Origin of the sequence: Halogeometricum borinquense DSM 11551, from assembly GCF_000172995.2 — an archaeon.
In the GTDB taxonomy this organism is placed as follows: domain Archaea; phylum Halobacteriota; class Halobacteria; order Halobacteriales; family Haloferacaceae; genus Halogeometricum; species Halogeometricum borinquense.
In genome coordinates this window covers 1,528,416-1,555,381 of sequence record NC_014729.1, presented here as the reverse complement: position 1 = coordinate 1,555,381, position 26,966 = coordinate 1,528,416, and the positions used below count along the sequence as shown (strand labels likewise).

Sequence of the window (26,966 nt, the reverse complement as noted above, 5' to 3'; positions counted from 1 at the left end):
TACCAGCAGCAAATGGTGCTGATTAATATATTTTCGGGTATGACTGTCAGAGTTTGGATAAATGTCTTAGAAATCCATAAGTAACTTCCATGTAAATTGGAGCAGTACGAGTCAACCATGTGTCTGTACTGTATGATGAACGAGGGGTGGCACAAGTTACTCGAATACGACGACGTGTATCAGTCGGCGCAGGCGGCCGCGGCCGACAGAGAGTCGAATTACGGGTTCGAAGCGGAGTGGGACGAACTCAGAGAACAGGTCACGCCGTCGGAAACGGGTCGCTGAACGCGTCAGCGTCGGCCATCTCCTCATCGGTGAGAAGACAGTCGGCTAACTGTTCTCGAATCGCCGCCTCGTCTACGTCAGTTCCGATGAATACGAGTCGCGTCGCCGGTTCGTCGTCCGCCCGCCATTCGCCGATGGGTCCAGCCGTGACCGACGGCCCCGCGCGGTTCAACCCCATCACCGTCTCGGAACGGGTGGGGAGAAGGAAAAAGCCCTTCGCGCGGTAGACGCCCGAGGGCCACTCATCTATCCAGGTGTTGAACCGTTCGGGATGGAACGGGCGGGTCGATTCGTAGCAGAACGACGAGACACCGTGGTCGCCTTCCCCATCAGCGCGGTCGTGGCTGTCTTCGTGCTCCCCTGCAAGCTGTCGTTTCCATCCCGCAGAGCGTCTGACCGCGTCGAAGTCAAACAGCCCGGTGTCGAGAACTGTTTCGGGAGACACGTCGGCGTACGTCGTCCGGTATAGGCTCGCCCGCGGTTGCAGTTCCCGTGCCACCGCCTCCACTTCATCGATGGCGTCGTCGGGGACGAGGTCACACTTGTTCAACAGCAGCACGTCGCAAAACTCCACTTGGTCTACGAGTACGTTCGCGAGTTCGCGGCCGCCGGGGTGCCGCCCGTCCGGGCGGGTCGTCTCGGGATCGAACTCCTTCCAGAAGCCGTACGCGTCGAGGACCGACACCATCGTATCGAGACGGTAGCGGTCTGTGACCTCGTCTTCCTCCAAGAACGTCTTGGCGATGGGGAACGGTTCGCTGACTCCAGACGCCTCGACGAGCAAGCAGTCGAACGCGCGTTCGTCCGCGAGGCGGACCACCTCGTCCGTCAAGTCGTCCCGCAGGCGACAGCAGATACATCCGTTCGTGAGGTCGATCACGTCCTCGTCCGTAGACCCGGCGACCAACTCGGCGTCCACGTTGATTTCGCCCATATCGTTGACGAGGACGGCCACGTCGTAGCCCGCTTGATTCTGGAGGATACGATTGACGAGCGTCGTCTTTCCCGCACCGAGCGTTCCGCTGACGAGGGTCACAGGCCGCGTATCGTCGCTCCCGGCGGTCATCACCAAACGTTGGCGGAGGAGCGAAATAACGTTCCGGAGCCGTCGGATTCGAAGAACGGACACACTGGATTTCGATCCCAGTGCGCTCTCAACAGAGAGCGTGATGCACCACGGAACCCGGCTACGGCGCACCGACGATGACGAATCGGCTCTCGACGGGTCCGTTTCGAATCTGTCTTTCGGCGTCAGGTGAAACGCGCACGGCGTCCCCCGGATTCAGTTCCACTTCGTCGCCTTCAACGACGAGCGACGCCTCGCCCTCTACGAGGAAGTACACCTCCTCGTGATCCTCGTCGGCGTGGTCGTGTTCCATTCCGGTCCAGTCGGGGTCGGCCTCCACGACGGTGAATCCGAGGTTCTCGGTGTCGAGTTCCTCGCGCATGAAGTGCAACGCGTCGGCTGTCGCCGCCACGTCTCGGTAGTTCGCTCTCGTATGGGACATACAGGTCAATATACGGGCGGCGGCCATTTGCATCTCCTGTCACCTGACGGATCGTATGAAATAGATATTTGACTTATCTGTGGCTACTCTGGTGTGTGAAGACCGACACGTCTCTCAGTCTCCGGATGGGTCTTACTGTCTTCGTCCTTCTCGGCCTCTTAGTCGTCGCCGTTCTCGCGATCACGGGATTCTTCGCCGCTGTGTTCGCGGTGGTTGGCTATCCCATCACCTTTGCACCGGTGTTGGCACTCGTCTTCGTCGGTGGCGTCGCCCTCTGGGAACACTACATGGGTCTCGGACTCCTCGACCGTCTCGCCGCCTACGAGGAGAAACCGGAGCAGCGGCCCGAACTGTCACGAACCGTCAGCGCGCTTGCTTCGCAGGTGGGTATCCCCATGCCAACTATTGCTCTCGTTGATACTGACGAACCAATCGCACTCACGACGGGATTGAGTCAGTCGAACGCGACTATCGTCCTCTCGCAGGGCATTCTGGATAGACTGGACGGCGACGAACTCCGTGCCGTTCTCGCTCACGAGGTGGCGCACATTGCCAACAGCGACGCGGCGGTGATGACAGTCGCCCTTGCGCCCGTCGTACTGGCCGACCATATCCAGTCACTCTCGACGCCGCAACAGAGCAGTGACCAACATCCCGCGGGATCGGTCATTTACGGTCTGGCGACGACCTTTGAGTTAGGAGCGCGGATCGCTGTCGGCAACCTCTCGCGTGCGAGGGAATTCGCCGCGGACCGCGGCGCGGTGACGATAACGGGTGACGCTGCGGCACTGGCGAGCGCACTCCGTACGCTGGAGGGCACCGAGATACCGGAGACCGACCTCCGAGAGCGAACTGATGTTGCCGCGCTCTCCGTCGTCGCGGGACAACGCGGTGTGACGGCCGACCTCAGTGGGTTACGGCGTGGCTATTTCGGCAGCGTATTCAGATATCTCGAAGACCTGACGCGGACGCACCCACCAGTCAAAGAGCGACTGGAACGACTGACGGCACTGGACAGAGACGGAATCGGCGCGAGCGAGGAGTGAATCCGAGAGCGAGGGAGCGCCGTTACAGTGAGTTCTTGATCTTCTCGAAGAAGCCCTCGTTCACGTTCACCTCTTCGCCACCGGCTTCCGCGAACGCTTCGAGTGCTTCGCGCTGCTCGTCGTTCAGGTTCTCGGGCGTCACGACCTGCACCTGCACGTGGAGGTCACCGTTACCCCGACCGCGCAGGTGAGGCATGCCCTCGTTGCGGATGCGGAACGACTCGCCGCTTTGGGTGCCTTTCGGAATCTCTAACTCGGTCGTTCCGTTGACCGTCGGCACCTCCACCGTCGCGCCGAAGACGGCCTGCGGGAAGGAGATAGCGAGACGGTGGTGCAGGTCGTCGCCGTCGCGTTCGAAGTCCTCGTGCTCGCGGATGGAAACCTCGATGAGGAGGTCACCGTTCGGCCCGCCGTTCTCGCCGGGCGCGCCTTCGCGCTCCATCCGGAGCGTCTGCCCGTCGCGGATGCCCGCCGGAATAGTGACCTCCAGCGTCGCTTCCTCGCGGACGACGCCGTCGCCGTTACACTGCGAACACCGCTCGCTGTACGTCTGCCCCTCGCCGTTGCACTGGCGACAGGTCTGCGTCTGCTGAACGCGGCCGAGCGGCGTGTCTCGGACGGTCGTCGTCTGTCCCTGTCCGTTACACTGCGGGCAGGTGTGTACCTCGGCATCGGCAGGGTGGCCGTCGCCATCGCACTCCGGACAGCGTTCGGGGCGCTCGACGGAGAACTGCTTTTCGACGCCCTCGTAGGCCTCTTCGAGGTCGAGGCTCACGCGCGTTCGGAGGTTCTGGCCCTGTCGTGGCCGGTTACGCTGTTGGCCCTGGCCGCCCATGCCACCGCCACCGCCGAAGAACTGGCTGAAGATGTCCTCGAAGGGGTTGCCTTGGCCGCCGCCAGCGCCGCCGAACGGGTTCCCCCGACCGCCCATGCCGCCAGCGCCGCCGACACCGCCGCGTTTTTCGGCCTGTTCGAACCGGTCGTGACCCAACTGGTCGTACTGCCGACGCTTCTGCTCGTCAGTCAGGACCTCCTTTGCCTTCTTTACCTTCTTGAACTTCTCCTCTGCGTCGGGTTCGTCGGAAACGTCCGGATGGTACTGTGCGGCCTTCTTTCGGTAGGCCTGCTTGATCTCGTCCTCGGACGCGTCTCGTGAAACGCCGAGTACGTCGTAGAAGTCCTCGCTCATTCGTTATCTGCGTTACTCGATTGAACTACTTCAAAAGAACGGGTCAGTGGCGACAGAATCTCGAACGTGAGAGGCGAGCGAATGCCTCAGTTTGGGCTCCCGACAGTCCCAGAACGCAGCGTGTTCCGGGAGCGAACGATTGAGACGACTCAGACGCTTACGCGTCTTCGTCGTCCTCGTCTACATCTTCGAAGTCGGCGTCTACGTATTCGTCGTCGTCGCCGGGACTCTGGCCGCCTTGGCCGCCCATACCGCCCATTCCGCCTGCACCGCCGGGTCCGGCACCGCCGGCACCGGCCTGTGCACCTTGGGCTTGGGCCTGCTGCTGGTACATCTGCTTGCCGATCTCCTGGAGTTCCTTCGAGAGCGCCTCGGTCGCGTCTTCGAGTTCCTCCTTCGTCGCGTCCTCGTCTTCGAGCGTCGCCTCGACATCGTCCATCGCGGCCTCGATGTCGGCGCGCAGGTCGTCGTCAACCTGCTCTTCGTTCTCTTCGAGGAGCGTCTCCGCGCGCTGGACTGCGCTCTCGGCCTCGTTGCGGGCCTCGATGCGCTCACGCCGCTGTTCGTCCTCTTCGGCGTGCTGTTCGGCCTCCTCTTGCATCTGCTCGATCTCTTCGTCTGAGAGGCCAGCGCCGCCTTCGATGGTGATCGACTCGGCGTTGCCGGAGCCTTTGTCCTCGGCTTCGACGTTGACGATACCGTTCTCGTCGATGTTGAACGTGACCTCGATCTGCGGCGTTCCGGCGGGTGCCGGTGGGATGCCGGTGAGTTGGAACTCGCCGAGCAGTTCGTTCTCCTCGGCAATCTCGCGTTCACCCTGGAAGACACGAACCTGTACGGAGGTCTGGTTGTCCGCGGCCGTGGTGAAGATCTTCGATTCCTCGGTCGGGATCGTGGTGTTCTTCTCGATGAGTCGCTCGAACAGGCCACCTTTCACCTCGATACCGAGGCTGAGTGGCGTCACGTCGAGGAGGACGATGTCGTCCACTTCGCCGCCGAGGACGCCGCCCTGAATCGCTGCGCCGAGGGCGACTGCCTCGTCGGGGTTGACGTTCTTCTTCGGTTCGATACCGAGCATCTCCTCGACCTTCTCGTGGACCTGTGGCATCCGGGTGGAGCCACCGACGAGAATCACGTCGTCGATGTCCTCTTTCGTGTACCCGGCGTCTTCGAGCGCTTGCTCCGTCGGGCCTACCGTACGGTCGATGAGGTCCGACGTGAGCGACTCGAACTTCGCACGTGTGAGTTTCTCTTCGAGGTGGACCGGACCGGAGTCCGTCGCCGTGATGAACGGCAGGTTGATGGTCGTCTCCTTGCGCGAGGAGAGTTCGATCTTCGCCTCTTCGGCGGCGTCCTTCAGACGCTGAAGGGCCTGCCGATCCTCGCGGAGGTCGATACCGTGGTTGTTCTCGAACTCTTCGGCCAACCAGTCGATGATGGCCTGGTCCCAGTCGTCGCCACCGAGGTCGTTGTCACCGTTCGTGGCAACAACTTCGTAGACGCCGCCGCCGAGGTCGAGAACAGAAACGTCGAACGTCCCGCCGCCGAGGTCGTAGACGAGAACGGTCTGGTCGGAGTCGTCGTCCAGTCCGTAGGCCATGGAGGCGGCTGTCGGTTCGTTGATGATGCGTTCGACCTCGAAGCCGGCGATTTCGCCGGCGTCCTTCGTCGCCTGACGCTGGCGGTCGTTGAAGTACGCCGGAACGGTGATAACGGCCTTCTCTACCTCGTCGCCGAGGTAGTCTTCGGCGTCGCGTTTGATCTTCTGGAGGGTCATCGCCGAAATCTGCTCGGGAGTGTACTCCTCGTCGTCGATTTCGACGGTGTAGTCCTCCTCACCCATGTGGCGCTTGATAGAACGAATCGTGTGGTCCGGGTTCTGAATCGCCTGATTCTTTGCGGGCTTGCCGACGAGACGCTCGTCGTCGTCGGTGAACGCCACCACGGAGGGAGTGGTGCGGTCGCCCTCGGCGTTCACGATAATTTCGGGGTCCCCACCCTCCATCACCGCGAAAGCGCTGTTCGTGGTACCGAGGTCGATACCGAGAATCTTGTTGCTCGCCATCTTGGCGGCAACTACTGGTCTAAATCGGTTAAAGGTTACTAGACGGGAGCGTGGCCGGCGCTAGAGCAGGTCGCCGCAGTCTTGCGATTTGATCGTTCCCGGCTGTGCGATGTGACTGGGTTTTTTATCGAACCGCAGTCAGTCCATCTCGGCAGGAACGTTACCGTATGACGAGGTCGAGGACGGTCCTCGAATTGCGTCAACTCCCTCGTCGAGTACTGCCAACACGTCCTCGACCACCGCTTCCCGACCGGAAGAAGAGAAGAACTCGTGGCCGCCGTCGTACGGACGGAGGTTCTCGGTCGGTGTCCGGTCACCGATGGCGCGGACACTGACCATCCGATCCGATAGCGAACAGAACACCACGTCCTGCTCTCGGAAATAGGGGAGTCGCGCTTGTGCGTCCATAATTGTCCGAAGGAACGCGGGCGAGATGCCTTGCGGTGCTTCGTCGTACTCGTCTTCGGACTTCAGGTCACCGATAACCGGGGTGTCTCGTTCGGGCGAGAACAGCCGCCGAGTGGTCGGGATCTGGAGATAGTACGGCAGAACTACCGACTCGAACCCATCGTTCGGGGCTGTCCCCCACCACGGACTCAAAAACACGTTTCGGGGAGCGTTGTCCACCACATCCGCGAGATGCGCGGCGATGAGTCCGCCGGTGCTGTGACTCAGCACCACGTCGAAGTCGTGATCCTCGTAGTACGTCCGGACGGGGGAGAGATACTGATCATCGAAGTCCCAGCCGTTCATCGGGAGGGTGACAGCGTGGACACAGTACTCCTCGGTGAGTCTGTCGAGCAACCACGAGACGTGTTTGTCGTCAGGTTCGTTGCCCCAGCCGAGGACGAACAGCAGATCCTCACCACCGTCGCCGTGGACGGAAAATCGCATTCGAGGCGTCTCACGGAACTGATTTCGAAACGGAATTCTCACTCCTGAAGCGTGACAGGGTGAGAACAAAAGCCTACGTGAATCGGCCAGCCTGTGCGGTCTCAGGAGCGGTTCAGTTACTCGTCGTCTTTACTGACCGTAATCTGCGCTTCGCGGATGACTTTCTCGGCCATCTCGTATCCCGGCTGATACACGTCAGCAACGGTTCCCTCTGGCTGGTCGCTCTCGACGCGCATCATCACTTCGTGGCGCGTCGGGTCAACTTCTTCGCCCGGTTCGGGGTCGATAGTTGATACGTCCTCGTCGGCGAGGATGCGGTCGAACTCCTCCAGCGTCGATTCGATCCCCGGACGGATGTCGGCATCTTCGTCCTGATCCAGAGCGCGAAGGAGGTTGTCGCGGACGGTGACGACGCGTTCGACGAAGTCCTCGGTCGCCGTCTCTCGGATCTGGTCCTGTCGCTTCTTCGCGCGTTTCTTGTAGTTCTGGAAGTCCGCCTGCGTCCGTTTCAGACGCTCGGTGAGTTCGTCCGCTTCCTCGGCTTTCGTAGCGAGTTTGGTTTCGAGTTTCTGGACTCGTCGTTCGAGTGCGGCCACCTCGTCGGCGAGTTCGTCGTCGTACTCCGCGACGCGGGCAGCAACATCACCCGTCGTTTCGGCATTCGCTGCGTCGCCAACTGCCTCCGCTTCAGCAGTCTCGGTTTCAGCAGTCTCCGCTTCGGCTTCCTTCTCTGCGGCCGTCTCCGTTTCGGCCGCCTCGGCTTCCCCGTTCTGCTCGGCCGCTGCTGTTGCATCGGCCGTCGTGTCGGACCCATCGACGTCGGGGTCCGTCGTCTCGTCAGCGTCTGCGCTCTCGGACACACGGCCGTCGGGGGACTCGTCGGTCATATCTGACCAAAACGGGTGGCGCGGCTTAAGGTTGTACGACTCGTCCGACGGCGTTCTCGGAGCCGGTGGGTCGGACCGTTCGAAGCGGGCCTACTGGTACATTCGGAGCGGTTGGGCTTGCGTACTCTCCTCGTCACCCTGTTGCATCCGCTGCGCGAGTTGTTTCTTCGCGTTGCGAATCTCTTCGGCCCGATCAACGAGATTGTCAACGGGTACTTCGATGCCCGCCAGCGGTTCGATCCCCTTCTTGATGATGACGCGGGAAGCTTCGGGGTCAGGGAATTGCGGGTCCGACTCGACGATCAGGCCGACCGCCGTGCGGTCGTTCTTGAGGGCATCGTGCAGCAACGCGCCCGTCGGTCCGGAGATCAGGCCCATCTCGTTGGGGAAGTCGATGCCCGCCTCTTCGACCATAGCTGCTCCTTCACCCGCAGCGACGGCGTACAACGCGGGAACGTCTTCGGATTTCTCCTGCGGGAGTCCCGAGAGGAAGATGGGCATACTCTCTATGTCGTCGAACCACGAGGAGAGGCAGTTAGCGACTTCAGTCGCGGCTTGCGGCACGATGGGAACGTCGCTCTGGAGGACGAGCAGATCGCGCTCCGCGTCGGCGTAGAGGCGGACGGGCGTCGAAAGTTCGGGATCTCCCTCGTGATAGACGGCCACTTTCGGAATACCGTCGCAGTGGAGGTTACCGTAGTGGACCATATCGAACGCCTCTACGAGGTGGTCGGCCGCAATCTTGCCGACCAACCCGACGCCGGGCAGTCCTTCAACCATCGTCGGTTCGGAAAGCGACACACTGTCGTCGAGGACGGCTATTTTGGCCATAGTGATAATTCACTCTCTGGTGACGTAAAACCGGGGTGCTGGGACGGTACCGACGCGAATCCGTTCTCCCGCGCCGGGTCGGTCTGTCACACCGAGACGCGCGGTCCGAAACCCACAAGCGCCCCCCTCCGGTACGGGTGGGTAATGAACCCCTTAGAGCGGTACGCGCCGCTCGTGGACGACGAGGACGCGTTCTTCGCGGCCTGCGACCGGCCGCTCCCGTCCGTCGTCCGCGTCAACACCATCAAGACGACGGTTGATCGCGCACGTTCGGCCCTCGACGCCGAAAACGTCGGCTACGAGCCCACCGACTGGCATCCCGGCATCCTGAAACTCGACGAACGCGGCCCCGGGACGACGTGGCCGTACTTCCACGGCTGGTTGCACGGCCAAGAGGAAGTGTCGGCGCTTCCGGCGCTCGCGCTCGACCCGGAACCCGGCGAAATCGTCTGGGACGCCTGCGCCGCCCCCGGCAGTAAGACGACGCAACTCGCAGACCTGATGGACGATACCGGCGTCCTCATCGGTAACGACAACAATCTCGGCCGTCTCTCGGCGCTCCGCCACAACGCCGAACGCCTCGGCGTCAGCAACCTCGTCGTGACGAATCAGGACGCGCGAAACTACTCGCTGAAACCGTTCGGTGAGGACACCGACGACTCGGCGGCCATCGATGCGTTCGACAAGGCCCTCGTGGACGCGCCGTGTTCCTGTGAGGGAACGATTCGAAAGAACCCCGACGCGCTCGACCGATGGACGATGAACCACGTCCACAGCGTCGCCGGCATCCAGAAAGGAATTCTCCGGCGTGCTGTCCAAGCCACTCGACCCGGCGGTACCGTCGTTTACTCGACGTGTACGTTCGCACCCGAGGAGAACGAGGCCGTCCTCGATCATGTCCTCGGCGAGGAAGACTGCAAACTCGTCCCGTGGGACGCCCCTGACAACTTCGAGACAGCACCCGGCGTCACCGAGTGGGAAGACGAGGAGTACGACCCGTCGGTCGAACTCGCCCACCGCGTCTATCCGCATCACAACGACACGGGCGGGTTCTTCTGCGCGAAACTGGAGGTGACAGCATGAGCGACGAGACGACTGGAAACGGGACGGAAGACCAGACGCCCGAGAACGACGGCCAGCAGTTCGACCGCCTCCCGGCGACGGCCGAGGACCGCGTCGTCGCCGGCCGCCCCACCCGCGAGGAGGTTGTCGAGTGGTGGGAACAGCGGTACGAAGTCCCACCGGAGACGTGGGACGGCCACACCTTCTGGGAGAAAGGCAACGGGAAGATTTGGGCGTTCGCCGCCGACGTGCCGACGCCGTCACCCGTCGAAGGACTCGGTCTGCGCATCCTCCGCGCACGGCAGGAACACTGGAAACCCTCCACCAACGCCGTCCAGCGGTTCTGCGGTGAAGCGACGAAGAACGTCGTCGTCCTCGAAGGTGACGAGGCGGACCGATTCGTGCGCGGCGAGGACCAAGAACTCGACCGATGGGACGGCGACTGGGGCTATCTCGTCGCCGCTCACGAGTTCGAAGGCGAGAGAGAACCTATCGGCGTCGGTCTCTATCTCCACGGCGAACTCCGCTCGACGGTTCCGAAAGGTCGCCAAGAAGACCTGTCGTAACGGGCGCGGCGCGCTCGTCTCCAGTCTCCTATTGCTTCTCGCGGAGTGTCCCGCCAGTGAGACCTTCCCATTCGACTCGGTAACCGAGACGGGAAAGAACCGCCGAAGCGTCGGAGAGACCGTATTCTTCCAGAATCGCTTCGGCGTCCGACAGCGACATCCCGGCTTCGAGTTCGTCACCGAGCGCGTCTACCACGGCGGGCCGAACTAACGCCCGCCCGACCTGTTCGTGGTCGGGGAACGATACCGATTCGAGGGCGTCCTCGGCGACGGCGTAGGAGTCAGCGAGTTCGGCGAGCGAAGCCACGTCAGCGTCAGGAGAGAGTTCGTCAGGGAGGTCGTCCGCTGCTTCGGCAATCAGTTCATCCTCGTAGATGCGAAGCAGGTCCACCACGTCTTTCACATGGACCGATCCCGAATAGGTGACGACGCGGTGGTCGAGTTCGGCCACGTCCTCGGCGACAGCTAGCGACTCGTCAGCGGCGACGACGAGTTCCACATCGTCTGAGACGGTGGCGAACTGGTCGAGTTTCTTCTCGACGTACTCGGGCGTCCAGAATCCCATCACCTCGAAGAAGACGCGGAACTCGGGGTCGTCGCCGGAGTTCTCGCCTGCGGCGTCGCCACCGGGCCGGTACACGAACGCGAAGTCGGGAATCATCGCCCGCGCGCCTGCCGCGAGCGGTTCGGGTTCGCGCACGAGTTCCCAATCGAGGTCCAACCCCTCGAACCGGGCGGCGAAGTCGGCTTCGACGCCGCTGTCGTACGTCGGTTCCGTCACCGGTTCGACGTTGGGAACTGAGAGATCAGCATCGGAAAGCGTCATCTCGCGTTCGGTTCCGCGGTCGTCGATAGTCGCTGTCATGGTCCACTCGGCGGTTCCGGCGACGGTCCGGAGCAGACGCGCGAACGCCGTCCCGTAGCGTCGCGTCCGGCGGAAGAGCGCATCGGGGCCTGTAACGACGAGTTCGCGCGTCTCGCCGTCACGGCGAATCTCGTACATCAGACCGAGGCGTTTCACCGCCGAGACGAGTCGCTTCGGGTCTGAACTCCGGACGCGAACTTCGGTGGCGTCGAACAGTGCAGTCTGTGCGAGCGAGAGATTGTACTGCTCCAACAACGAATCGGGAGACCAACGAGCGTCGAACTCCGTCAACACCTCGTTCACCGCTCTATCGGCGTACAACGATTCTTCGATAGCCTCGGTGTCGGTTCCGAGACGATCCGCGACGCGCTTGAGAACCGCCGTCCGCGCCTCCGTCGTGGTGGGGACACCTGCCGTCTCAGCCTCCTCAAACGTCGCCCGACGAACACGCGTCGGTGGGAGAGGGGCCACGACCTCGAACGTCGCTTCCCGGTCGAGGAGCGCAGCGAGTCCGCGGACGAGTTTGAAGTCGTCGGCCTCGTCTTCGAGCGACGAGAGGGCGTCGTCGAGACGGTGGCGAGGTTCGCCCACGTGGCCCTGAAACACGCCGATAACGCGCGCCGCGAGAGGCCGCGACTCGCGTCCGACGAACTGCGGATGGTAGCCGCCGCCCGCACGGGAGACGCGGCGGAGGTCTTTCGTCAGCACGGCGGAGCGTTGGCCGGGGCGCGACAAAAGCCCGCCGACGCGGAGGCGGAGACAAGGACAGGGACAAGAGAGGGACAAAGACGAGAACAAGAACAGGAACAGGAACAGGAACAGGAACAGAGACAGAGATAGAAACAGGACAGGACAAGAACAGAGACGCATCCGACCCCAGCGAAACGACCGAAGGGGAAGGCTCATGCCGTCGGACGAAATGTCCGCGTACATGGAGACTCGCCGTACCGTCCTCCGTGCCCTCCCGGCGAGCGTTCTCGCCCTCTTGGGTGGCTGTCTCGGATCGCCTCCACACGGAACGGGACCGCGTCGGCCACCGGACGCTCCGGCGGGACAGTCCCGGCAGACGCCCGAGAAGCCCGATCTGTACGTGAAGACGTTCGACTTCGATGAAACTGAAAACGGGAATCTTCGCGTGTTCGGCGACGTTGGCAACCGCGGCGACGTTGAACGAGTCGCCACCGTCCAGGTCCGAGTGACGAGAAACGGCAAGGAGTACACCCAAGAGACGACAGTCACTGTCGCTTCGGGGACGACGGCGTCGTTCTCGGTGACGTTCGGAATCTCTCAGGAAACGTTCCTGAACGGCGGCAGCCTTAACGTCGATCTCGTCTAAGCGACGTCGGCCGATTTCGTCTTTGACCGCCTCCCTGCTGTTTCGTGTCCGCGTGATACTTACCGACGGCGCTGTGCGACCCGTTCCTCGGCCGTCTCGGCGCTGACGAGTTCGTACAGGATCGCTGCCCCGCCATCGGTCTTCGGGCGGAGAACACGTCCAAGACGTTGCGTGAACTCGCGTTCGGATCCGCTGCCGGCGAGCAGGACGGCGACGTTCGCGTCTGGCACGTCCACGCCCTCGTCCAAGACGTTCGCCGTGACCACCCGCGAATACGTTCCGTCGCGGAAGCGTTCGAGTAGTTCGCGTCGATCGGATGCAGCGGTTTCGCTCGTTATCGCCGGGAGCAAGTAGCGCTCCGAGAGTCGGTAGACGAGGTCGGTATGTGCGGTGAAGACGATTACTCGGTCGTCGCAGTGTCTGTCGAGAATTCGGCCCAACGTCTCCACCTTCTGGTCGGCGTTCATCATGATGCGCCGAGCGCGTTGCTTTGCGAGGAGGGCCTCGCGCGCTCGGGGGTCGGTTCCCGACCGCATCACGAGTTTCTGATAGTCCGATCCCGACCGAAAGGAGAGATTTGAGGTCTTGAGATAGTCCACAAACGTTCCCTGCGCCTCCTCGTAGCGTTCGCGTTCCGCCGGCGTCAAATCCACCTCGATCCGGCGGACTTCGTACTCTGCGAGGTGGTCTCCGGCGAGGTCGTCCACCGACAGGTCGTACACTTTCGGCCCCACGAGATCCGCGATAACTTCGTGTGCGCCGTCCGGTCGTTCGAACGTCGCGGTGAGTCCGAGGCGGGCGGGCGCTGTGAGAAGACGGGCTACGTCCCGGTAGCCCTCGCCGCCGAGGTGGTGTACCTCGTCGAAGACGACGAACTCGAAGTCACCGCCCACGTCGTCGGCACGGAGGTACGCCGAGTCGTAAGTCGAGACGGTAATAGCCTCTTGTGTCTGCTCGCCGCCGCCGAACTGCCCGACGGAGATGTCGAACTCCGTCTCCAGTTCGCGTCGCCACTGGTTGAGGAGGTCCACCGTCGGGACGACGATGAGCGTGGACCCCCCGAGTGCCGCGATAGCGGCGACGGCGACGACGGTCTTTCCGGCCCCGGTCGGGAGTTCGAGGACGCCCCGCTCATCGTTCGCGTGCCACGCGTCGAGTGCGCCGCGTTGGTAGTCCCGCAAGTCGTAGGCGTGCGAGAGATTCAGATTCGTCTCCGGACGAATACGGTCTTCGTAGTCGAGTCCGCGCTCGTCCAGTGACGCGCGCAGGTCAGCGTAGCGATAGGCGGGGGCACGGGCGACGAGACCACGGTCATCCCACGCCACGCCGGGGAGGTCCGCGGCCGACACGTCGGACTCCGCAAGGCCGCCGACGCGCACCGTCCCGTCCTCGAACGTCAGCGTCAGCACATCCGTTGCTGTGTCGGCATCGGATATAAACGGACGGACCGCGGGTGAGAGTCACGGAGAGCGCCCGGCGTGACTGACCGGCGCGCGACGGGGCGCTTTTAACGCCGCAGGCGAACGTGCGAGTATGAGCGACGAACTCGAAGATGCGGTGAAGACGTTCTTAGCCGATGTGGACGCAGCGCACAAAGAGTACGAGAAGGGCTACGTGGACGCCGACGCGACGCTAGAACTCGTGATGCGTCACGTCGATGACTTACGGGACGCCCACGAGTCATGAACTACCCGACCCCCTTTTGATCCGGAGACAATCGCCGGAAGATGTCTCGATCCGCTCACCCATGTGAGGGAAGAACTATCCCGGAGGGGGTCGCGGAGTAGTGTATGTCGGAGTTCTCAGACCGAATCGAGAAGGTGTCGATAAGCGGTATCCGCGAGGTGTTCGAGGCTGCCGGAGAAGACGCAATAAACCTTGGAATCGGCCAACCGGACTTCGCCGCGCCCGAGCACGCCCGCCGGGCCGCAATCGAGGCCATCAAGGACGGCCGCGCCGACGCGTACACGGAGAACAAGGGGATACGGTCACTACGGGAGGCTATCGCCGCGAAACACGAACGCGACCAAGGGATCGAACGCCACCCCGACGACATCATCGCCACCGCGGGCGGGTCGGAAGCACTCCATATCGCCATGGAAGCGCACGTCGGGTCCGGCGACGAAGTAATCATCCCCGATCCCGGCTTTGTCTCCTACGACGCCCTCACGAAACTCGCCGACGGAACGCCCGTTCCGGTCCCTCTCCGCGATGACCTGACTCTCGATCCCGCAGCCGTCGAAGAAGCCATCACCGACGACACCGCGGCGTTCATCGTCAACAGCCCGGGGAATCCCACGGGTGCGGTGTCGCCGCCGGAGGATATCCGTGAGTTCGCCCGCATCGCCGACGAACACGACGTACTCTGTATCTCCGATGAAGTGTACGAATACACCGTGTTCGACGGTGAGTTCCGGTCCCCCGCCGAGTTCGCCGAGACGGACAACGTCGTCGTCGTCAACTCCGCATCGAAACTGTATTCGATGACCGGATGGCGTCTCGGATGGGTTCACGGCTCTTCGCGCCGTATCGAACGGATGGTTCGGGCGCACCAGTACGTCCAAGCCTGTGCATCCGCGCCCGCGCAGTTCGCCGCCGAGGCGGCACTGACTGGGCCGCAGGGCATCGTCGATGAGATGACCGACTCCTTCCAGCGTCGCCGCGATATCGTCGTCGATGGCTTGGAGGATATCGGCCTGACCGTGCCGACGCCCAAAGGAGCGTTCTACGCGATGCCCGAGGTTCCCGACGGATTCGTAGACGAGTGTCTCGAACGCGGTGTCATCGTCGTTCCCGGCGAGGCGTTCGGCGCGAACGGCGATGGATATGCGCGACTCTCGTACGCAACGGACGAAGCATCACTGCACGAAGCGTTAGACATCATGGCCGAAGCGTACGACGCCGTCGTCTGAATAGCGGCGGAGAGAGCTTTATCAGTGCATAACGAGATATTCGCCTCGATAACACACGCTTAATCGCAGACGACGACCGCGTCAGCCGTGATGTAATCTATTAGCTAAAAATATCTTAAGTTCTGTATTTCAGAGAGACGTACTAGTTCGAAAAAATTGGTAAGAACGAGTTACTGTTTTGGTTCCCTACAGTATCCCTAACGTGTTAGGCCAATAACTAATTAGTCACTCACGTCTCCGGGTAAGTGATGTTAGAGGGAGACACACTCCTCTCTACACACAACCTCCACGAACGATGAACGACAAAATCGCAATCCTCGCTGATCCCGGCCGGCGCACAGTGCTCTCCTGCCTTGACGACCACCGTGGAGCAGTTGACATCGAAACGTTAGCGACGGACGTCGTCGCCGCACGGGAAGGCACATCTCGTGAAGCAGTAACCGAGGCCGACCGTGATGCCGCCCTCGTTCGTCTCCATCACGTCGATCTTCCAAAACTCGATGAAGCGGGGTTTGTCGAATTCGATCACGAGGACGGGATGGTTCGTCGGTGCCGCAGCGAAATAGCGACCATCTCGCCCGTTGTGTCGGACTGAGTAGTCGGGGTAGACTTATACTGCATCGGGTCAAATTAGCAGACGGCCGGGACATACGCAGGACTCTGCCATGGACACGTAGGTCCTCGCACCCGGTTTTCGAGAAACGACAATGGTGAGCAACTGGACCCCCGATTGCGGCCTTATTATGAAACTAATCCTACAAATTTGTGTGAAGCGGACGATTCTCGCATCGGAGAGGGACCCGTCGCTTAGTTCGCGGTACTGACGATTTTTATCACGTCGCCTTCGTCTAACTCGTAGTCCTCAGCGATACGCCGGTCGGATCGTGCGTTCACGGCGTGGAGGTAGCCCTCGCCGATGTCCGAGTGAACGGCGTACGCGAGGTCTTTCGGGGTTGATCCACGTTCGAGGAGGAACGCGTCAGGAAGCATTTCGCCGGTGCCGTCCGTCCATCTCGTCTCGTTCTGGACTGGGTAGGCGGTCACCATATCGAGTACGTCGTAAACGGCCGTGTTGATGGCTTCTTGGACGCCCGTTCCGCCGTTCGTCTCGACAACCTCTCGGATCTTCTCGAGTCCCGACTGCTGTGCATCGGAGACATCGCCGACGATATCGAAGTCGTCGTCGCCCGGCAGGTAGTCGATGATGCCCGCGTCGGCGGCCCGTCGAAGGGCGAGTTCGCCGTCGGCGGTGGCGGCGACGACGGGCTTGTCCACCTCGCGCAGGCGTTCGAGGTTCTCCGGTGGGGCGACGTCGGCTTTGTTGGCGACGAGGACGATGGGTTTCGTCCGCGCGCGCACGTCGCTAGCGAGTGCTTCCTGATGCTCGTCGGTCCACTGCTGTGGGTCTTCCGGGTAGTCGAGCGACCGGAGCGAAGCGGCCACGTCGTACTCCGTCGCACCGAATCCAGTCAACATCTCCGTGAGGGCGTCGTCGATGTCGAAATCCGGCGACCGGGACTTGCGGACGACCGACTCCCAGTTGCGGTCGATGATGCCCGCTAACCACTGTTCTAACTCCGCTTCCACGAAATCAGCCTCTTCAACGGGGTCGTACGTGCCAACCTCGACGGGTTCTCCCTCTTCGTTGGTGCCGCCGGAGGCGTCCACGACGGCGAGGATAACGTCCGCGTTCGTGAGCGCGTCTAAGAACTGATTCCCGAGTCCGCGGCCTTCGTGCGCGCCGGGGACGAGTCCAGCCACGTCGAGGAGTTCGACGCCGACGTAGCGGACGCCGTCCTCGCAGTTGCCACAGCGTTCGTCTCTGTCGAGACAGGGGCATCGCGTGCGAGCGTAACTCACGCCTCGATTCGGGTCGATGGTCGTGAAGGGGTAGTTTCCCACGTCCACGTCGGCCATCGTCGCCGCCTTGTAGAAGGTGGACTTGCCCGCATTGGGTTTGCCCGCGAGAGCGATAGAGAGCATACCGCAAAGACGGGGGACGGCCGGAACATCCTTTCGGTCGAACGAGGGGGCAAGGTGGGATTCGGACGCTACGAGAGGGCAAGAGGATTCGGACGCTACGAGTGCGGGAGCAACCGGTGTCTGAACCGCCACGCGAGACCGCCGAGGAGGACGAACGGGAAGACGAACACGAGGAAATACGGAAGGGCGTACGCGAGGCCGACGACGAGGGCGCGAGCAACGGTGGCGACGCCGTCAACCGATTGGAAGAACGCCGAGAGTACCGGGGTATCGTACCAGCGGTCGGGCGCGACGCGGTCTGGCGTCGGGCGGGGTTCTTCCAGACGGACGGTCAGCGTCGAGAATGCGACGCGGTCCTGAAGGGACTGTTTCTGTGCCTCTAAACGCTCGATTTCGCCCTGTACGTCGGAGAGTTCACGCTGGACCGCGAGCACGTCCTCCGTCGTGTTCGCTTCGTCGTACAGTTTGCGGAGTTGATCACGTTGTGCGCGGAGATTCTCCAGTCGCGCTTCGAGGTCAACCAGTCGGTCGGTCACGTCTTCGGTGTTCGTCTTGACGACCTCCACTTCGCCCTCAGCTTTCGCATCCTCGACGAGGGCGTCGAAGTCTGCGGCAGGAACGCGGAGGACGACTTGGCCCGTGAGGTACGTCTCGTTATCGACGCTGTGGCGTTCCTGCGACGTGTCGGAGACGAATCCGCCGTAGCCTTGGACGGCCGCAGTGAGATTCGATTTCGAGGCTTGAAAGTCGTCAACTTCAACGCGGACGGTTCCGGTTTTGATGAGTGCGCGGTTCTGTACGTTGGCTGTCTTCGACGATGCCGCACTGTCGCTGTTGGCTCCGCCCGATGCGCCCGATGACGTGGTTTCAACCGTGGGCGCTGCCGTCGCGGCCCCGTCGTCGGAGCGATGCAGTTCGGCCCTGCCACTGTCATCGTCTGCCCCGCCACTACATCCGGCGAGGGCGGCGAGAGCAACGACGACGACAAGAAGGAGCGTTCGTCTGTGCTTCATCCTGTCATGCCATACGACAACCCATCAAAAAGAAATGCCGTTGAGAACAGTGGCCATTTGAGTTTCCCTCACAGCCGTCGTGAAACTGACGGCCGCATGATAGCGAGACGGACGACTACGTGACGAAGCGGACACCGACTCCGGGTGGAAACAGGCGCTACTCGATGTCGCGGGAGGCGTCGGAACGGACGATTCGCATATCTCCTTTCGCCCGCATCGTCCCGTCTACGGCGGCGTTCTCGTTGAGTTCGAGTTCCGCACACGAAACGTCTCCGAGGATACGGGCGTCGCCTTCGATAGCGACGGTTCCGTTTCTCGTCGTCACGTCGCCGTGAATGCGCGTGCCCGACCCGACGGTGATGTCGCCCCGTGCGCGGAGACTGCCGAAGACGTTGTTATCAGAACCGACGGTGATGGACTCCGCGCGTACGTTACCGTGCAGACGGCAGTCGTCTCCGATATGAGCGGGCGCGGAAGTCTGCCACGCGTCATCGGAGACGGTCGAACCGCGCGGGACGACGAGGGGGTCAACTTCGCTTTCGCCGGAGAGCGATTCGGCGAGTTCGTCGGCCGCCTCGTTCTCACCGAGTCGAAGCAGTTGTGAGAGGACGACGAAGTAAAAGACAAGCGTTGGAACCGGGTTGCGGATGACAATCCACCCGCTTGCCTCGAAGCCCTCCTCGATATCTACGTCGTCACCGATATCCAAATCGCCGGAGACCATGAGACGGCCGCCGACGTGGACGCGTTCACCGAGATACGCGTCTTGGCCGACGAGGACGTTCCCGGCCACGTCGCACCAAACGTCGAGTCGGCAGTCACCCTCTGCTTCGATGTCGCCGCCGAACTGGACACGTTCGCCCGCGAAGACGTTTCGGCCGCGGACGCCGAACTCGACAGTACTCTGCCCCCCGACGATAACGTCCCCGTCAGTTACGAGGTCGTGCTCTTCGACGGTGGTTCCGTCGGGGATTTCGAGCGCATCGAGCGGATCCGAACCGAGTGACACACTCCTCTGTGATGCGCCCGTCATTATAAGCGCCTCGCAAGACAGAGAGCTGACGCGACTGGGGACGTGTTTTTGTACGTCGGCGAATTACCACGCAATATGACGGTTTTGTCGTTCGACGAGAAAGGTGTCGATGTCGAGTACCAAGGGACCGAATTCCGCTTGGAAAAGGCGCTCATCGAGGACGCGACGGAGAAATCCTATCCCGACGTGACGGACCACGAAGTGCTGAAGATAGTCGAGGAGGACCCCTCGCTCAGCGGTGAGCCGCGCCGTATCAAAGACATCCTGAACACCTAACGCGGCGATTCGCTCACTCGGTGCTGTAAATAGTCGTCTCGGGGAAGAAGTCCGCCCACGCGAACCAGAACATCAGAGATCTATCGTTCGCGCGCGCGAGCGCGGCCCCTTCGTGCGGGCCATCCAGAGCGCGCCCGGTGTGCAGGTCCCAGCGCGACCCGTCACCCGTGAGAACGTCCGTTCCCGACTCCCGGTCGAACGTGATCGCCGACCCGTCTACCCGACGGTCGTAGGCGACCAACGTTCCGTCAACGGTCGCGGCGGCAACGACGGGAAGCCCACCCACTTCGTCGTTGACGACGGGGGTCTCCGAGAGCGTTGAAAGCGGGTACGCGACCGCTTTGTCGCCGTGAGCGACGCCGATAACCCGCGCTTTGGGGTGCAAACGGTCGTCAACATCGTCGTTGAAGCCGATTCCGACACGACTCGACGTCTCGTAGCCGAGGTACGGGTTCCGGTCGTAGTCCCGCGTTTGTCGGCCGGTGACGGTATCTGAGACGGGCGGTGGGAGCAGAACCGACGTATCTGGGTGCGATTCGCGCCACTCACCCCACGAAGTGGTCGTCGATGGGAGGAGGTCCAGTTGCGACCCGGTGAGTGATCCCCGGATAGCCGTCGCCAGCACCTGACTCCACAACGATTCGGACTCGCGGTCGTACATGACGAGATCCGACTGCCACAGGTAGCCCGAGACGCCGAACGTTCGGGTGTCGCCCGCGACGGTTCGTTCGGCGACGACGGCGCTTCCACACAGCGGGCAGTAGGTAACGAGAACCGGACGGTCGAACTGGTCGTTCACGATTTCGTGCCAGTTGAGTACTGCCAGCGGGTACGCCCGCGCCTCGCCGTCGAGTTCGACGCCGATGACGAGTTCGCCGTCGTCTAACGTCGCGTCTACGTCTGACCAGTCGGAGCCGAACTTCGGGGAGACGATAGCGGGGATAGCGTCTTTCGACGCGCCGCGGTTCAGGTCGTCTTTTGGTACCGGGAGCGACACGTTACCGCTCCCAACAGGGCTCATCCCGCCGTCACCGTTCGTCTCCTCGAACCCGTCTGTCGGCGCGCCGGCCCCCCCAGAACCGTCGAGACAGCCCGAGAGACTGAGGGTTACTCCGACTCCAGCAGTGACGAGAAACGTACGGCGATTCATGGCACAAAATCGCACGTCGGACGGTATGAGGATACGCCGGTCGGGTGAAATGTAGACACAGCCGATCCGAAGAGCAAGCCGAACAGCGCTCGCCTACCGGAGGCGTTCTTCGAGACAAACCGTCACGATGGACGACGCGATTTCCGCGCCACCGCGGAACGGGTCGAGTTTCGTCTCGCCCGCGCGTTCACGGTACGGAATCGGGACTTCAGTGACGCGATAGTCTCGCATCAGGGGCCGGATGAGAAGTTCCGCCGAGAGACCGGTGTTCTCTGTCCAGTCGATGTCGTGCAGGAGTTCGCGGCGGTACGCCCGCATCCCCGTCGTGGTATCGTGGACGCGACGGCCCATCAAGAGCGAGGCGAGAAGCGCGAATGCGGCGTTTCCGTAGCGGTTCAGTGTCGGCATCGCCGTCGCGCCGGGCGAGAGTCGGTCGCCGGAAACAACGTCGTACCCGTCGTTGATTCGGTCGAGAAACGTCGGGAGCATCTCCATCGGGTAGGTGTCGTCGCAGTCGGTGGTGACGACTACCGGACGGTCGGGCGTCAACACGGCTTCACGGACGGCAACGCCGTATCCTTGTGGTTCCTGTTCGATGACTGTTGCGCCCATCTGCCGCGCGATTTCCGGCGTTCGGTCGTCGGACCCATCGACGCAGACGACTTCTGCCCGGCCGTCGGTGATGCGGTCGATGTCGGCCAACACCGCCCCGATGGCCTGTTCCTCGTTGTACGTCCCCATGACGACAGCCACGTCGTCGAAGGTGAACTGCTCGGTCACACCCGGGGTTTGCTACCCGTCTATTTTAGCGTTTAGGTTCGCCAAAAAGACTAGCTTAGTCCGCGGTCGTCCGGTCGTTCCTCCAGTTCTTCGGCTCGGTCGATGAGGTAGTCCATGAGACGCTTGGCCGAGTCTTCGACCGACTGTAGGTCGTCTTCGGATCGACCGCTTACTCGAACCGACAGTTGGTAGAGTCCAAGTTCGACGTTCGGAACGGTGTCGTCGTATCCGTTGTTCAGATCAGTCTGGCTCGCACTCCCAGTACCCGCAGCCTCCGAATCAGTCGATTCCCCGTCGAAGGCCGCTTCGTCGGTCGTCTCCGAGTCAGCAGGCTCTCCCTCGGTTTCGACCGCTTCGTCGGCGTCCGCGTCGGTCGTCATGTGACCGGCCTATCGCGGGGGGCACAAAAGCGTCCCGTCTCCCGTTGCATCCGTGCGTCGATAGCGGAGGGACGCCGCCGTCAGCGTTTACTCAAGAAACGGTCCGATGGAGTCGGCGTGAAGTGATTCGACCACGACATCCATCAGATTCGACAGGTTCGCGGTGTCGTCACGGTTGTACGAAACCAGCGTGTCGAGGGCGTCTTCGTCGCCATCGCGTTCGTACTGGTGCCAGAGGCGAACCGCGTCGCGGCCCGAGAGGTCAGGTCTGTCCCGGTCGATACCGACCGCCTTCTCGATGCTCTTGAGTCCCCCCGTCAGGTCGAGGCGGCGGCACGGGTACATCAGGTCGATGTGCGGGGTATCGATTGAGATGTCGAAGTTGTCCTCCAAGAACGGCACGTCGAAGCGTTTGCCGTTGAACGACGCGACAAGAGCGGCGTCAGTGAACTGTTCGCGGAGCGCCTCGGCGGTCAGATCGTGTCCGCGGACGAGCGTCGTCGTCTCGCCGTCGCGGTGGAAGGAAACAGTGGTCACGTCGTTCTGTGCCGAATCCAACCCGGTCGTCTCGATGTCGAAAAAGCAGGTGTCTTCGCGGAAGTTCTCGTACAGTCGCCAGCGTTCGCCCGACGGGAAGGCGTCGCCGAAGTAGCGAGCGTCGCCGTCGTCTAATCGTTCGAGTGCGTCGGCGACGAACGTCTCGATTCGCTGGCCCGTCTTCTCACCCACGGGGGCCACGGACGGATCGAACGCCTCCCACGTGAGGACGCCCTCCTCCCAGAGCGACCGTTCGGTCCGTTCGCCCACGCCGTGGACGGGGATGAAACTGTTCTCGATGCGCATGTACCGAACGGAGTTACGCCGACGCCTAAACCCTTCGAGTACGTCCGAGATACGCCGCAATGGCTGTTCGGGAGTGCCGGACTGTTCGGGAGTGCCGCAGTGTTTTGTCCGCGGCGCGCGTATCCGGACTCATGTGTGGCCGGTACAGTTTGTTCACCCCGCAGGAGGAACTGGCAGAACGGTTCGACGCGACATTCGAGACGCCTCCCGAACCGCGATACAACTGTGCGCCCGGACAGCGGCTTCCAGTCGTGACGGACGACGACCCCGAGGCGTTTCGATTCCTGAAGTGGGGTCTCGTCCCGCAGTGGGCGGACGACCAGTCGGTCGGGAACACCCTCATCAACGCACGGGCGGAGACAGTCCGTGAGAAACCGAGTTTCCGTGACGCGTTCGAGCGCCGACGATGCCTCGTCCCCGCAGACGGGTTCTACGAGTGGGTATCGGCCGACAACGGAAAACAACCGTACCGCGTCGCTTTCGAGGACGACCGGCCGTTTGCGATGGCGGGCCTGTGGGAACGCTGGAAACCACCGCAAACCCAGACCGGACTCGGCGACTTTGCGGGCGACGGAGATGCGACCGACGCCGAACCGGAGATACTGGAGACGTTCACCGTCGTCACAGCGGAACCGAACGAACTCGTTTCGGACCTCCACGACCGGATGTCCGTGATCCTCGCTCCCGACGAAGAAGAAACGTGGCTGCACGGCGACGCTGCTGATGCCGAATCGCTCCTCGATACCCATCCCGACACGGAGATGCGCGCGTACCCCGTCTCTACGCGAGTTAACAGTCCTGTGAACGACGACGCCGACATTATCGAACCCGTCGAAGTCTGAGCCGCCACCGTGAGATTGCAGATTGTGACCGCTGTTAGAGGACAATAAATCCGCAGTTTCGATATAGCAGTATGAAATTTATCAGTCGCGGCTCAAACAACTACAGCGTCGAGTGGCAACATATGCCATTCACCAGATGTCGCCCGAACAATCGATATATCGCAGCACCATGTACACGGTACGCCGGTCATTCGGCACTCGCGCGGGACCGAGAACTGCAACTGTACGCGAGTCGTCCAAGGAAACGACGAATCGAAGAACGACCAGATGGAGTCAGATCAACTGACCCAGCGTACTGCGACACCACTTAACGCGAACAGTCCTTGAAAGCGATCCAGCCGTCCAAGGACTGGACTCCCGAATTGGATGGAACGAGTATCAGCCCCATTCAGGCCCGTCTAAGGTACTCACGGGCGCTCCGGTCACCACCGAACTATCGCTGCACCACTTCCGACGCTCTCAAGCGGTCATACCTCGCGGGACAGTCGATTCGGTCCCGCAGATCCGCGGCAAGAATCGAACGGGAACGACACAATCGGTTGCAGAGCAACCGTGGCGAACGACACCTGAGAACGCCACAGACGCTGAGTTCGACACACCTCAGACAGTGGTTTCGAGAGCCGACGGCACGCTTAGTATCGCACAATACAGTGTGCCGGGCAGTACGGCCAAACATCAGCAGCGGTTGCTCAATCGCGTGTCGAACCGTACCTCGGCTTCAGATACCCTTGGAAGCCTTAAAACTGGGATTCAGCCGGGCACACAGGACCGTATAATCGGAGATGGTTTCCTACAGACGCGACGAAAGTGTAGTAGATAGCGGGTTCTATGCCCCGAGAAGGAAGCAGGCTCGTCTCCGAACAGCGATCACCGTATCGGTCCTCTCGTTCCCGAACGCCCGTTCAACCATGGCTTTCACCGTCACCACTGCTTCCGTCCGACAAAGTCTCGAACGATGACGCACACGACGGGTGAAGCATTTGGTCGTCCATTCAGTCCCACTTCATCGACCGATGATACGACCACAGGACCGAAAGAGACGCACATCAGCGTGAGTTCACTTATTTGAACGGCGTCGTTTTCGAACGGTGATCTACACTCTCGCTGATCCACCCCTTTCGGACGGCCCGTCCCTGGACCCGCGTTCGAGTCCGACAGCTCGTCGGGGGATACGAAATTGTGCGTAAAAACGTCGTCTCGGAGAGAACACGATCAGATTGGGGCAATATTTTCTCCTTTCTGGAAGCACGTTTCGTGGCCGTGACCCCAAGGGTACACGGGGTGAAGACAGCGCTCCAGAACCCTATTATTTCCTGAATTATATTCTGAATTAATATGGCGTGAACTTCCACTCTGCACGCTCAAGTCAACTGCTTCAATCGAGCCAAGAAACTATTTCAGTCCTATCAGAGGAAACAGAATTTCAAAATTTTATTTGTGTGAGTGCAGCCAAGCACCACCAGTATATAGTCATAGACACAGATAACTTTCAAAAGCTAGCCAGCATAGAACAATATAAGTGGGGTTATGCTGGTATATGCTATTATCTAGAGGAGAACGCGTCTAGCAGCACAAACTGTGTCAATTTTCCGCAAGAACGGGTCGAGACCACACCTGAAAACGGGGCAAAGACAACCGACTGCAACCATCGATAAACGAGCAATGAAACAGACGAGTATCCATGGCGAGTGACGGAGCAGAGACTGAACGAAAGACGGTGATGACGTACGTCCCCGCGTACCAGAAAGAGCGCTGGAAAACCCACGCCGAAGAACTCGGCATGAGCCAAAGCGAGTTCGTCCGGACGATGGTGCAGGCGGGCCGACGCGACTTCGAGATCCCGGATCGAACTCCGGACGAACCAGAGAGCGACGGGGCAGATGAAAGCAGCGGCGGAAGTGAGTTCGAATCTCGCGTTCTCGATGCTCTCTCTCCGGCCGACCATCGTTCGTGGGACGAACTGCTCGACGCACTGACCGACGATATCGAGGACAGACTCGACGAGACGTTACAGGATCTGCAGGCGTCGAACCGGGTGCAGTACAGCGGCCGACACGGCGGGTACGCTCTCGCCCCAGGTGCGTTCGAGGACGACGATGGCCGTTGAGACGGCCGACGGCGAGGCGGTCGAAGACCCCGTCGCGTACTTCCTCCAGGACATGACGTATCACGGGAAGACCGAGCGAACGAGAGACGCCTACGAGCGCGTCTTACGACGATTCGAGGCGTTCCTCACAGATCCCGAGGCGAACCCGATGGACGCAGAGAAACGCGTGTCAGAAGCGTCTCACCGCGATTGTATGGCGTGGATACACTCGCTCCGACGGGCGGACGCCGCCGACAGCACCATCGCCACCTACGCCTCCTACCTGCACCGGTTTTACGCCTACATGACGCAAGTCGGCGCGTTCGAGGCCAACCCGATGACGCTCGTGATGGAGGAGATGGACGAACAAATCGACGCGAATCCCTCGCGGCGCGAAATCTCTATTTCGGGGATGCGTGCGTTTCTGCGTGAGGTTCACCATCCGCTGGACCACGCAGTGATGGTAACCCTCCTCAAGACGGGGATGCGCGTCGGTGAGTTGTGCAATCTCGACTGTCGAGACGTCTCACTCGCAGACGATACACCGCTGGGTGATGTATCCAATCGCGCGCAACTGGATGGCCGCGGCCCGTCGCTGTACGTCTCGGCGGAGCCCGCAGCCGGGGGGACGACCAACGGCGAACGGCGCACGGCGTCGAACAAACGCAAGCGTTCGACCGTCGTCCCCGTTGACGAGGAGTTAGAAGCCGTCTTGACCCGGTGGCTGGCAGTGAGGCCGGACGTTACATCGCCCGCGGAACCACTGTTTGTCAGTACCTCGGGGAGTTGGGGGAACCGCTTGACGACGGACATGGTTCACCACCTCGTCGAACGACACGCTGCAGAGCGAGGCTGGCACCGTGCTGGCGGCGACGCAGAAGAGAACGTCACTCCTCACTACTTTCGACACTTCTTCACGACGCATCTACGCGACCGAACTGGGGACCGCGGCATCGTGAAGTACCTCCGAGGCGACGTCGGCGGCGACATCATCGACACCTACACGCACAACTGGGGTGATCGAGTTCGAGAGACGTACGAGCAGCATATTTATTCACTTTTCTGATAGTTGTTGCTGTCCGTCTGCAGACTCATGAATCGTATGGTGCTATATTGAATATCCCATGTCGATAA

28 protein-coding genes are annotated in these 26,966 nt (G+C 61.5%); 12 read left to right on the top strand and 16 right to left on the bottom strand.

Going from position 1 to position 26,966, the window contains the following annotated elements; translation table 11 throughout:
• Positions 1–132 precede the first annotated feature (132 nt).
• Positions 133–285, top strand: coding sequence for a hypothetical protein (locus HBOR_RS19965; RefSeq protein ID WP_006054433.1), 153 nt, complete (start codon positions 133–135; stop codon positions 283–285).
• Here HBOR_RS19965 and HBOR_RS07875 read toward each other — a convergent pair.
• Both HBOR_RS07875 and HBOR_RS07870 read right to left on the bottom strand, forming a co-directional pair.
• The gene (locus HBOR_RS07875) at positions 260–1,351 is read right to left on the bottom strand and encodes a CobW family GTP-binding protein (protein ID WP_013440575.1); all 1,092 of its coding nucleotides are present in this window, start codon (positions 1,349–1,351) and stop codon (positions 260–262) included. The genes HBOR_RS19965 and HBOR_RS07875 overlap by 26 nt on opposite strands.
• Positions 1,352–1,472: 121 nt before the next feature.
• A complete protein-coding gene (locus HBOR_RS07870) occupies positions 1,473–1,793 on the bottom strand; it encodes a cupin domain-containing protein (RefSeq protein ID WP_049890580.1) in 321 nt (106 codons plus the stop codon).
• Positions 1,794–1,888: 95 nt separating this feature from the next.
• Between HBOR_RS07870 and HBOR_RS07865 the strand changes: the two genes are divergently transcribed.
• Positions 1,889–2,839 carry a M48 family metallopeptidase gene (locus HBOR_RS07865; protein WP_013440573.1) on the top strand — a complete coding sequence of 317 codons (951 nt, stop codon included), beginning with the start codon at positions 1,889–1,891 and terminating at the stop codon, positions 2,837–2,839.
• Between the two features lie 22 nt (positions 2,840–2,861).
• Here the strand turns inward: HBOR_RS07865 and dnaJ are convergent, their stop codons facing one another.
• The 5 genes from dnaJ to HBOR_RS07840 form a co-directional block, all read right to left on the bottom strand.
• Positions 2,862–4,028: a molecular chaperone DnaJ gene (dnaJ, locus tag HBOR_RS07860; RefSeq protein ID WP_006054429.1), complete on the bottom strand. Its 1,167-nt coding sequence runs from the start codon at positions 4,026–4,028 to the stop codon at positions 2,862–2,864.
• Positions 4,029–4,185: 157 nt separating this feature from the next.
• On the bottom strand, positions 4,186–6,093 hold the full coding sequence (dnaK, locus tag HBOR_RS07855; RefSeq protein ID WP_006054428.1) for a molecular chaperone DnaK: 1,908 nt from the start codon (positions 6,091–6,093) through the stop codon (positions 4,186–4,188).
• Positions 6,094–6,231: 138 nt separating this feature from the next.
• Positions 6,232–6,987 (bottom strand): alpha/beta hydrolase, encoded by a 756-nt coding sequence (locus tag HBOR_RS07850; RefSeq protein WP_006054427.1) that lies wholly within the window; start codon positions 6,985–6,987, stop codon positions 6,232–6,234.
• A 116-nt stretch (positions 6,988–7,103) separates the two neighbouring features.
• Positions 7,104–7,874, bottom strand: coding sequence for a nucleotide exchange factor GrpE (locus tag HBOR_RS07845; protein WP_006054426.1), 771 nt, complete (start codon positions 7,872–7,874; stop codon positions 7,104–7,106).
• Between the two features lie 90 nt (positions 7,875–7,964).
• Positions 7,965–8,705, bottom strand: a complete 741-nt coding sequence (locus HBOR_RS07840) for a proteasome assembly chaperone family protein (protein WP_006054425.1) — start codon at positions 8,703–8,705, stop codon at positions 7,965–7,967.
• Positions 8,706–8,849: 144 nt separating this feature from the next.
• Between HBOR_RS07840 and HBOR_RS07835 the strand changes: the two genes are divergently transcribed.
• Both HBOR_RS07835 and HBOR_RS07830 read left to right on the top strand, forming a co-directional pair.
• Entirely contained in the window at positions 8,850–9,788 is a 939-nt protein-coding gene (locus tag HBOR_RS07835) for an RsmB/NOP family class I SAM-dependent RNA methyltransferase (protein ID WP_006054424.1), read from the top strand.
• Entirely contained in the window at positions 9,785–10,333 is a 549-nt protein-coding gene (locus HBOR_RS07830) for a DUF7122 family protein (protein WP_006054423.1), read from the top strand. The genes HBOR_RS07835 and HBOR_RS07830 overlap by 4 nt, the downstream gene beginning before the upstream one ends.
• A 28-nt stretch (positions 10,334–10,361) precedes the next feature.
• Here HBOR_RS07830 and HBOR_RS07825 read toward each other — a convergent pair whose 3' ends face one another.
• Positions 10,362–11,906: a DUF790 family protein gene (locus HBOR_RS07825; protein WP_006054422.1), complete on the bottom strand. Its 1,545-nt coding sequence runs from the start codon at positions 11,904–11,906 to the stop codon at positions 10,362–10,364.
• A 223-nt stretch (positions 11,907–12,129) separates the two neighbouring features.
• Here HBOR_RS07825 and HBOR_RS07820 point away from each other — a divergent pair, with 223 nt between their 5' ends.
• Complete coding sequence (locus tag HBOR_RS07820; RefSeq protein ID WP_239524518.1) at positions 12,130–12,534, top strand: transcriptional initiation protein Tat; 405 nt, start codon at positions 12,130–12,132, stop codon at positions 12,532–12,534.
• A gap of 59 nt (positions 12,535–12,593) precedes the next feature.
• On the opposite strand, the gene HBOR_RS07815 is transcribed toward HBOR_RS07820, so the two are convergent.
• Entirely contained in the window at positions 12,594–13,943 is a 1,350-nt protein-coding gene (locus HBOR_RS07815; protein ID WP_006054420.1) for a DEAD/DEAH box helicase, read from the bottom strand.
• 124 nt (positions 13,944–14,067) lie between these two features.
• Between HBOR_RS07815 and HBOR_RS19960 the strand changes: the two genes are divergently transcribed.
• The 3 genes from HBOR_RS19960 to HBOR_RS07805 all read left to right on the top strand — a co-directional run bounded on the left by HBOR_RS19960 (position 14,068) and on the right by HBOR_RS07805 (position 16,041).
• The gene (locus HBOR_RS19960; RefSeq protein WP_006054419.1) at positions 14,068–14,220 is read left to right on the top strand and encodes a hypothetical protein; all 153 of its coding nucleotides are present in this window, start codon (positions 14,068–14,070) and stop codon (positions 14,218–14,220) included.
• Positions 14,221–14,324: 104 nt separating this feature from the next.
• Entirely contained in the window at positions 14,325–15,446 is a 1,122-nt protein-coding gene (locus HBOR_RS07810; RefSeq protein ID WP_006054418.1) for a pyridoxal phosphate-dependent aminotransferase, read from the top strand.
• A gap of 295 nt (positions 15,447–15,741) precedes the next feature.
• Positions 15,742–16,041 carry a DUF7344 domain-containing protein gene (locus HBOR_RS07805; RefSeq protein ID WP_013440572.1) on the top strand — a complete coding sequence of 100 codons (300 nt, stop codon included), beginning with the start codon at positions 15,742–15,744 and terminating at the stop codon, positions 16,039–16,041.
• Between the two features lie 212 nt (positions 16,042–16,253).
• Here HBOR_RS07805 and HBOR_RS07800 read toward each other — a convergent pair whose 3' ends face one another.
• From HBOR_RS07800 to HBOR_RS07790, 3 genes are all read right to left on the bottom strand, one after another.
• Entirely contained in the window at positions 16,254–17,429 is a 1,176-nt protein-coding gene (locus HBOR_RS07800; protein ID WP_006054417.1) for a redox-regulated ATPase YchF, read from the bottom strand.
• Between the two features lie 95 nt (positions 17,430–17,524).
• On the bottom strand, positions 17,525–18,442 hold the full coding sequence (locus HBOR_RS07795; protein ID WP_006054416.1) for a DUF4349 domain-containing protein: 918 nt from the start codon (positions 18,440–18,442) through the stop codon (positions 17,525–17,527).
• Between the two features lie 157 nt (positions 18,443–18,599).
• A complete protein-coding gene (locus HBOR_RS07790; protein ID WP_006054415.1) occupies positions 18,600–19,451 on the bottom strand; it encodes a polymer-forming cytoskeletal protein in 852 nt (283 codons plus the stop codon).
• A 99-nt stretch (positions 19,452–19,550) separates the two neighbouring features.
• Between HBOR_RS07790 and HBOR_RS07785 the strand changes: the two genes are divergently transcribed.
• On the top strand, positions 19,551–19,751 hold the full coding sequence (locus tag HBOR_RS07785; protein ID WP_006054414.1) for a DUF5800 family protein: 201 nt from the start codon (positions 19,551–19,553) through the stop codon (positions 19,749–19,751).
• A gap of 13 nt (positions 19,752–19,764) precedes the next feature.
• On the opposite strand, the gene HBOR_RS07780 is transcribed toward HBOR_RS07785, so the two are convergent.
• The 4 genes from HBOR_RS07780 to HBOR_RS07765 form a co-directional block, all read right to left on the bottom strand.
• A complete protein-coding gene (locus HBOR_RS07780; protein WP_006054413.1) occupies positions 19,765–20,901 on the bottom strand; it encodes a DUF3179 domain-containing protein in 1,137 nt (378 codons plus the stop codon).
• 93 nt (positions 20,902–20,994) lie between these two features.
• Positions 20,995–21,642 (bottom strand): dolichyl-phosphate hexose transferase, encoded by a 648-nt coding sequence (locus tag HBOR_RS07775; RefSeq protein ID WP_174261585.1) that lies wholly within the window; start codon positions 21,640–21,642, stop codon positions 20,995–20,997.
• 89 nt (positions 21,643–21,731) lie between these two features.
• A complete protein-coding gene (locus tag HBOR_RS07770) occupies positions 21,732–22,061 on the bottom strand; it encodes a hypothetical protein (RefSeq protein ID WP_006054411.1) in 330 nt (109 codons plus the stop codon).
• An 87-nt stretch (positions 22,062–22,148) separates the two neighbouring features.
• Positions 22,149–22,904 carry a ribonuclease H-like domain-containing protein gene (locus tag HBOR_RS07765; RefSeq protein ID WP_006054410.1) on the bottom strand — a complete coding sequence of 252 codons (756 nt, stop codon included), beginning with the start codon at positions 22,902–22,904 and terminating at the stop codon, positions 22,149–22,151.
• A 131-nt stretch (positions 22,905–23,035) separates the two neighbouring features.
• Between HBOR_RS07765 and HBOR_RS07760 the strand changes: the two genes are divergently transcribed.
• From HBOR_RS07760 to HBOR_RS07750, 3 genes are all read left to right on the top strand, one after another.
• Positions 23,036–23,746 carry an SOS response-associated peptidase gene (locus tag HBOR_RS07760; protein ID WP_006054409.1) on the top strand — a complete coding sequence of 237 codons (711 nt, stop codon included), beginning with the start codon at positions 23,036–23,038 and terminating at the stop codon, positions 23,744–23,746.
• A 1,681-nt stretch (positions 23,747–25,427) separates the two neighbouring features.
• A complete protein-coding gene (locus HBOR_RS07755) occupies positions 25,428–25,853 on the top strand; it encodes a DUF5805 domain-containing protein (RefSeq protein ID WP_006054408.1) in 426 nt (141 codons plus the stop codon).
• A complete protein-coding gene (locus tag HBOR_RS07750; protein WP_006054407.1) occupies positions 25,843–26,898 on the top strand; it encodes a tyrosine-type recombinase/integrase in 1,056 nt (351 codons plus the stop codon). The genes HBOR_RS07755 and HBOR_RS07750 overlap by 11 nt, the downstream gene beginning before the upstream one ends.
• The last annotated feature ends 68 nt before the right edge of the window (positions 26,899–26,966 follow it).

Coding starts and splice junctions, on each gene's coding strand:
- HBOR_RS07810 (WP_006054418.1), top strand. CDS start 14,325: ATGTCGGAGTTCTCAGACCGAATCGAGAAGGTGTCGATAAGCGGTATC.
- HBOR_RS07800 (WP_006054417.1), bottom strand. CDS start 17,429: ATGCTCTCTATCGCTCTCGCGGGCAAACCCAATGCGGGCAAGTCCACC.
- HBOR_RS07765 (WP_006054410.1), bottom strand. CDS start 22,904: ATGCGCATCGAGAACAGTTTCATCCCCGTCCACGGCGTGGGCGAACGG.
- HBOR_RS07775 (WP_174261585.1), bottom strand. CDS start 21,642: ATGGGGACGTACAACGAGGAACAGGCCATCGGGGCGGTGTTGGCCGAC.
- HBOR_RS07850 (WP_006054427.1), bottom strand. CDS start 6,987: ATGCGATTTTCCGTCCACGGCGACGGTGGTGAGGATCTGCTGTTCGTC.
- HBOR_RS07870 (WP_049890580.1), bottom strand. CDS start 1,793: ATGTCCCATACGAGAGCGAACTACCGAGACGTGGCGGCGACAGCCGAC.
- HBOR_RS19960 (WP_006054419.1), top strand. CDS start 14,068: ATGAGCGACGAACTCGAAGATGCGGTGAAGACGTTCTTAGCCGATGTG.
- HBOR_RS19965 (WP_006054433.1), top strand. CDS start 133: ATGATGAACGAGGGGTGGCACAAGTTACTCGAATACGACGACGTGTAT.
- HBOR_RS07785 (WP_006054414.1), top strand. CDS start 19,551: ATGACGGTTTTGTCGTTCGACGAGAAAGGTGTCGATGTCGAGTACCAA.
- HBOR_RS07820 (WP_239524518.1), top strand. CDS start 12,130: ATGGAGACTCGCCGTACCGTCCTCCGTGCCCTCCCGGCGAGCGTTCTC.
- HBOR_RS07750 (WP_006054407.1), top strand. CDS start 25,843: ATGGCCGTTGAGACGGCCGACGGCGAGGCGGTCGAAGACCCCGTCGCG.
- HBOR_RS07835 (WP_006054424.1), top strand. CDS start 8,850: ATGAACCCCTTAGAGCGGTACGCGCCGCTCGTGGACGACGAGGACGCG.
- HBOR_RS07760 (WP_006054409.1), top strand. CDS start 23,036: ATGTGTGGCCGGTACAGTTTGTTCACCCCGCAGGAGGAACTGGCAGAA.
- dnaJ (WP_006054429.1), bottom strand. CDS start 4,028: ATGAGCGAGGACTTCTACGACGTACTCGGCGTTTCACGAGACGCGTCC.
- HBOR_RS07840 (WP_006054425.1), bottom strand. CDS start 8,705: ATGGCCAAAATAGCCGTCCTCGACGACAGTGTGTCGCTTTCCGAACCG.
- HBOR_RS07795 (WP_006054416.1), bottom strand. CDS start 18,442: ATGAAGCACAGACGAACGCTCCTTCTTGTCGTCGTCGTTGCTCTCGCC.
- HBOR_RS07780 (WP_006054413.1), bottom strand. CDS start 20,901: ATGAATCGCCGTACGTTTCTCGTCACTGCTGGAGTCGGAGTAACCCTC.
- HBOR_RS07805 (WP_013440572.1), top strand. CDS start 15,742: ATGAACGACAAAATCGCAATCCTCGCTGATCCCGGCCGGCGCACAGTG.
- HBOR_RS07770 (WP_006054411.1), bottom strand. CDS start 22,061: ATGACGACCGACGCGGACGCCGACGAAGCGGTCGAAACCGAGGGAGAG.
- HBOR_RS07875 (WP_013440575.1), bottom strand. CDS start 1,351: ATGACCGCCGGGAGCGACGATACGCGGCCTGTGACCCTCGTCAGCGGA.
- HBOR_RS07830 (WP_006054423.1), top strand. CDS start 9,785: ATGAGCGACGAGACGACTGGAAACGGGACGGAAGACCAGACGCCCGAG.
- dnaK (WP_006054428.1), bottom strand. CDS start 6,093: ATGGCGAGCAACAAGATTCTCGGTATCGACCTCGGTACCACGAACAGC.
- HBOR_RS07755 (WP_006054408.1), top strand. CDS start 25,428: ATGGCGAGTGACGGAGCAGAGACTGAACGAAAGACGGTGATGACGTAC.
- HBOR_RS07845 (WP_006054426.1), bottom strand. CDS start 7,874: ATGACCGACGAGTCCCCCGACGGCCGTGTGTCCGAGAGCGCAGACGCT.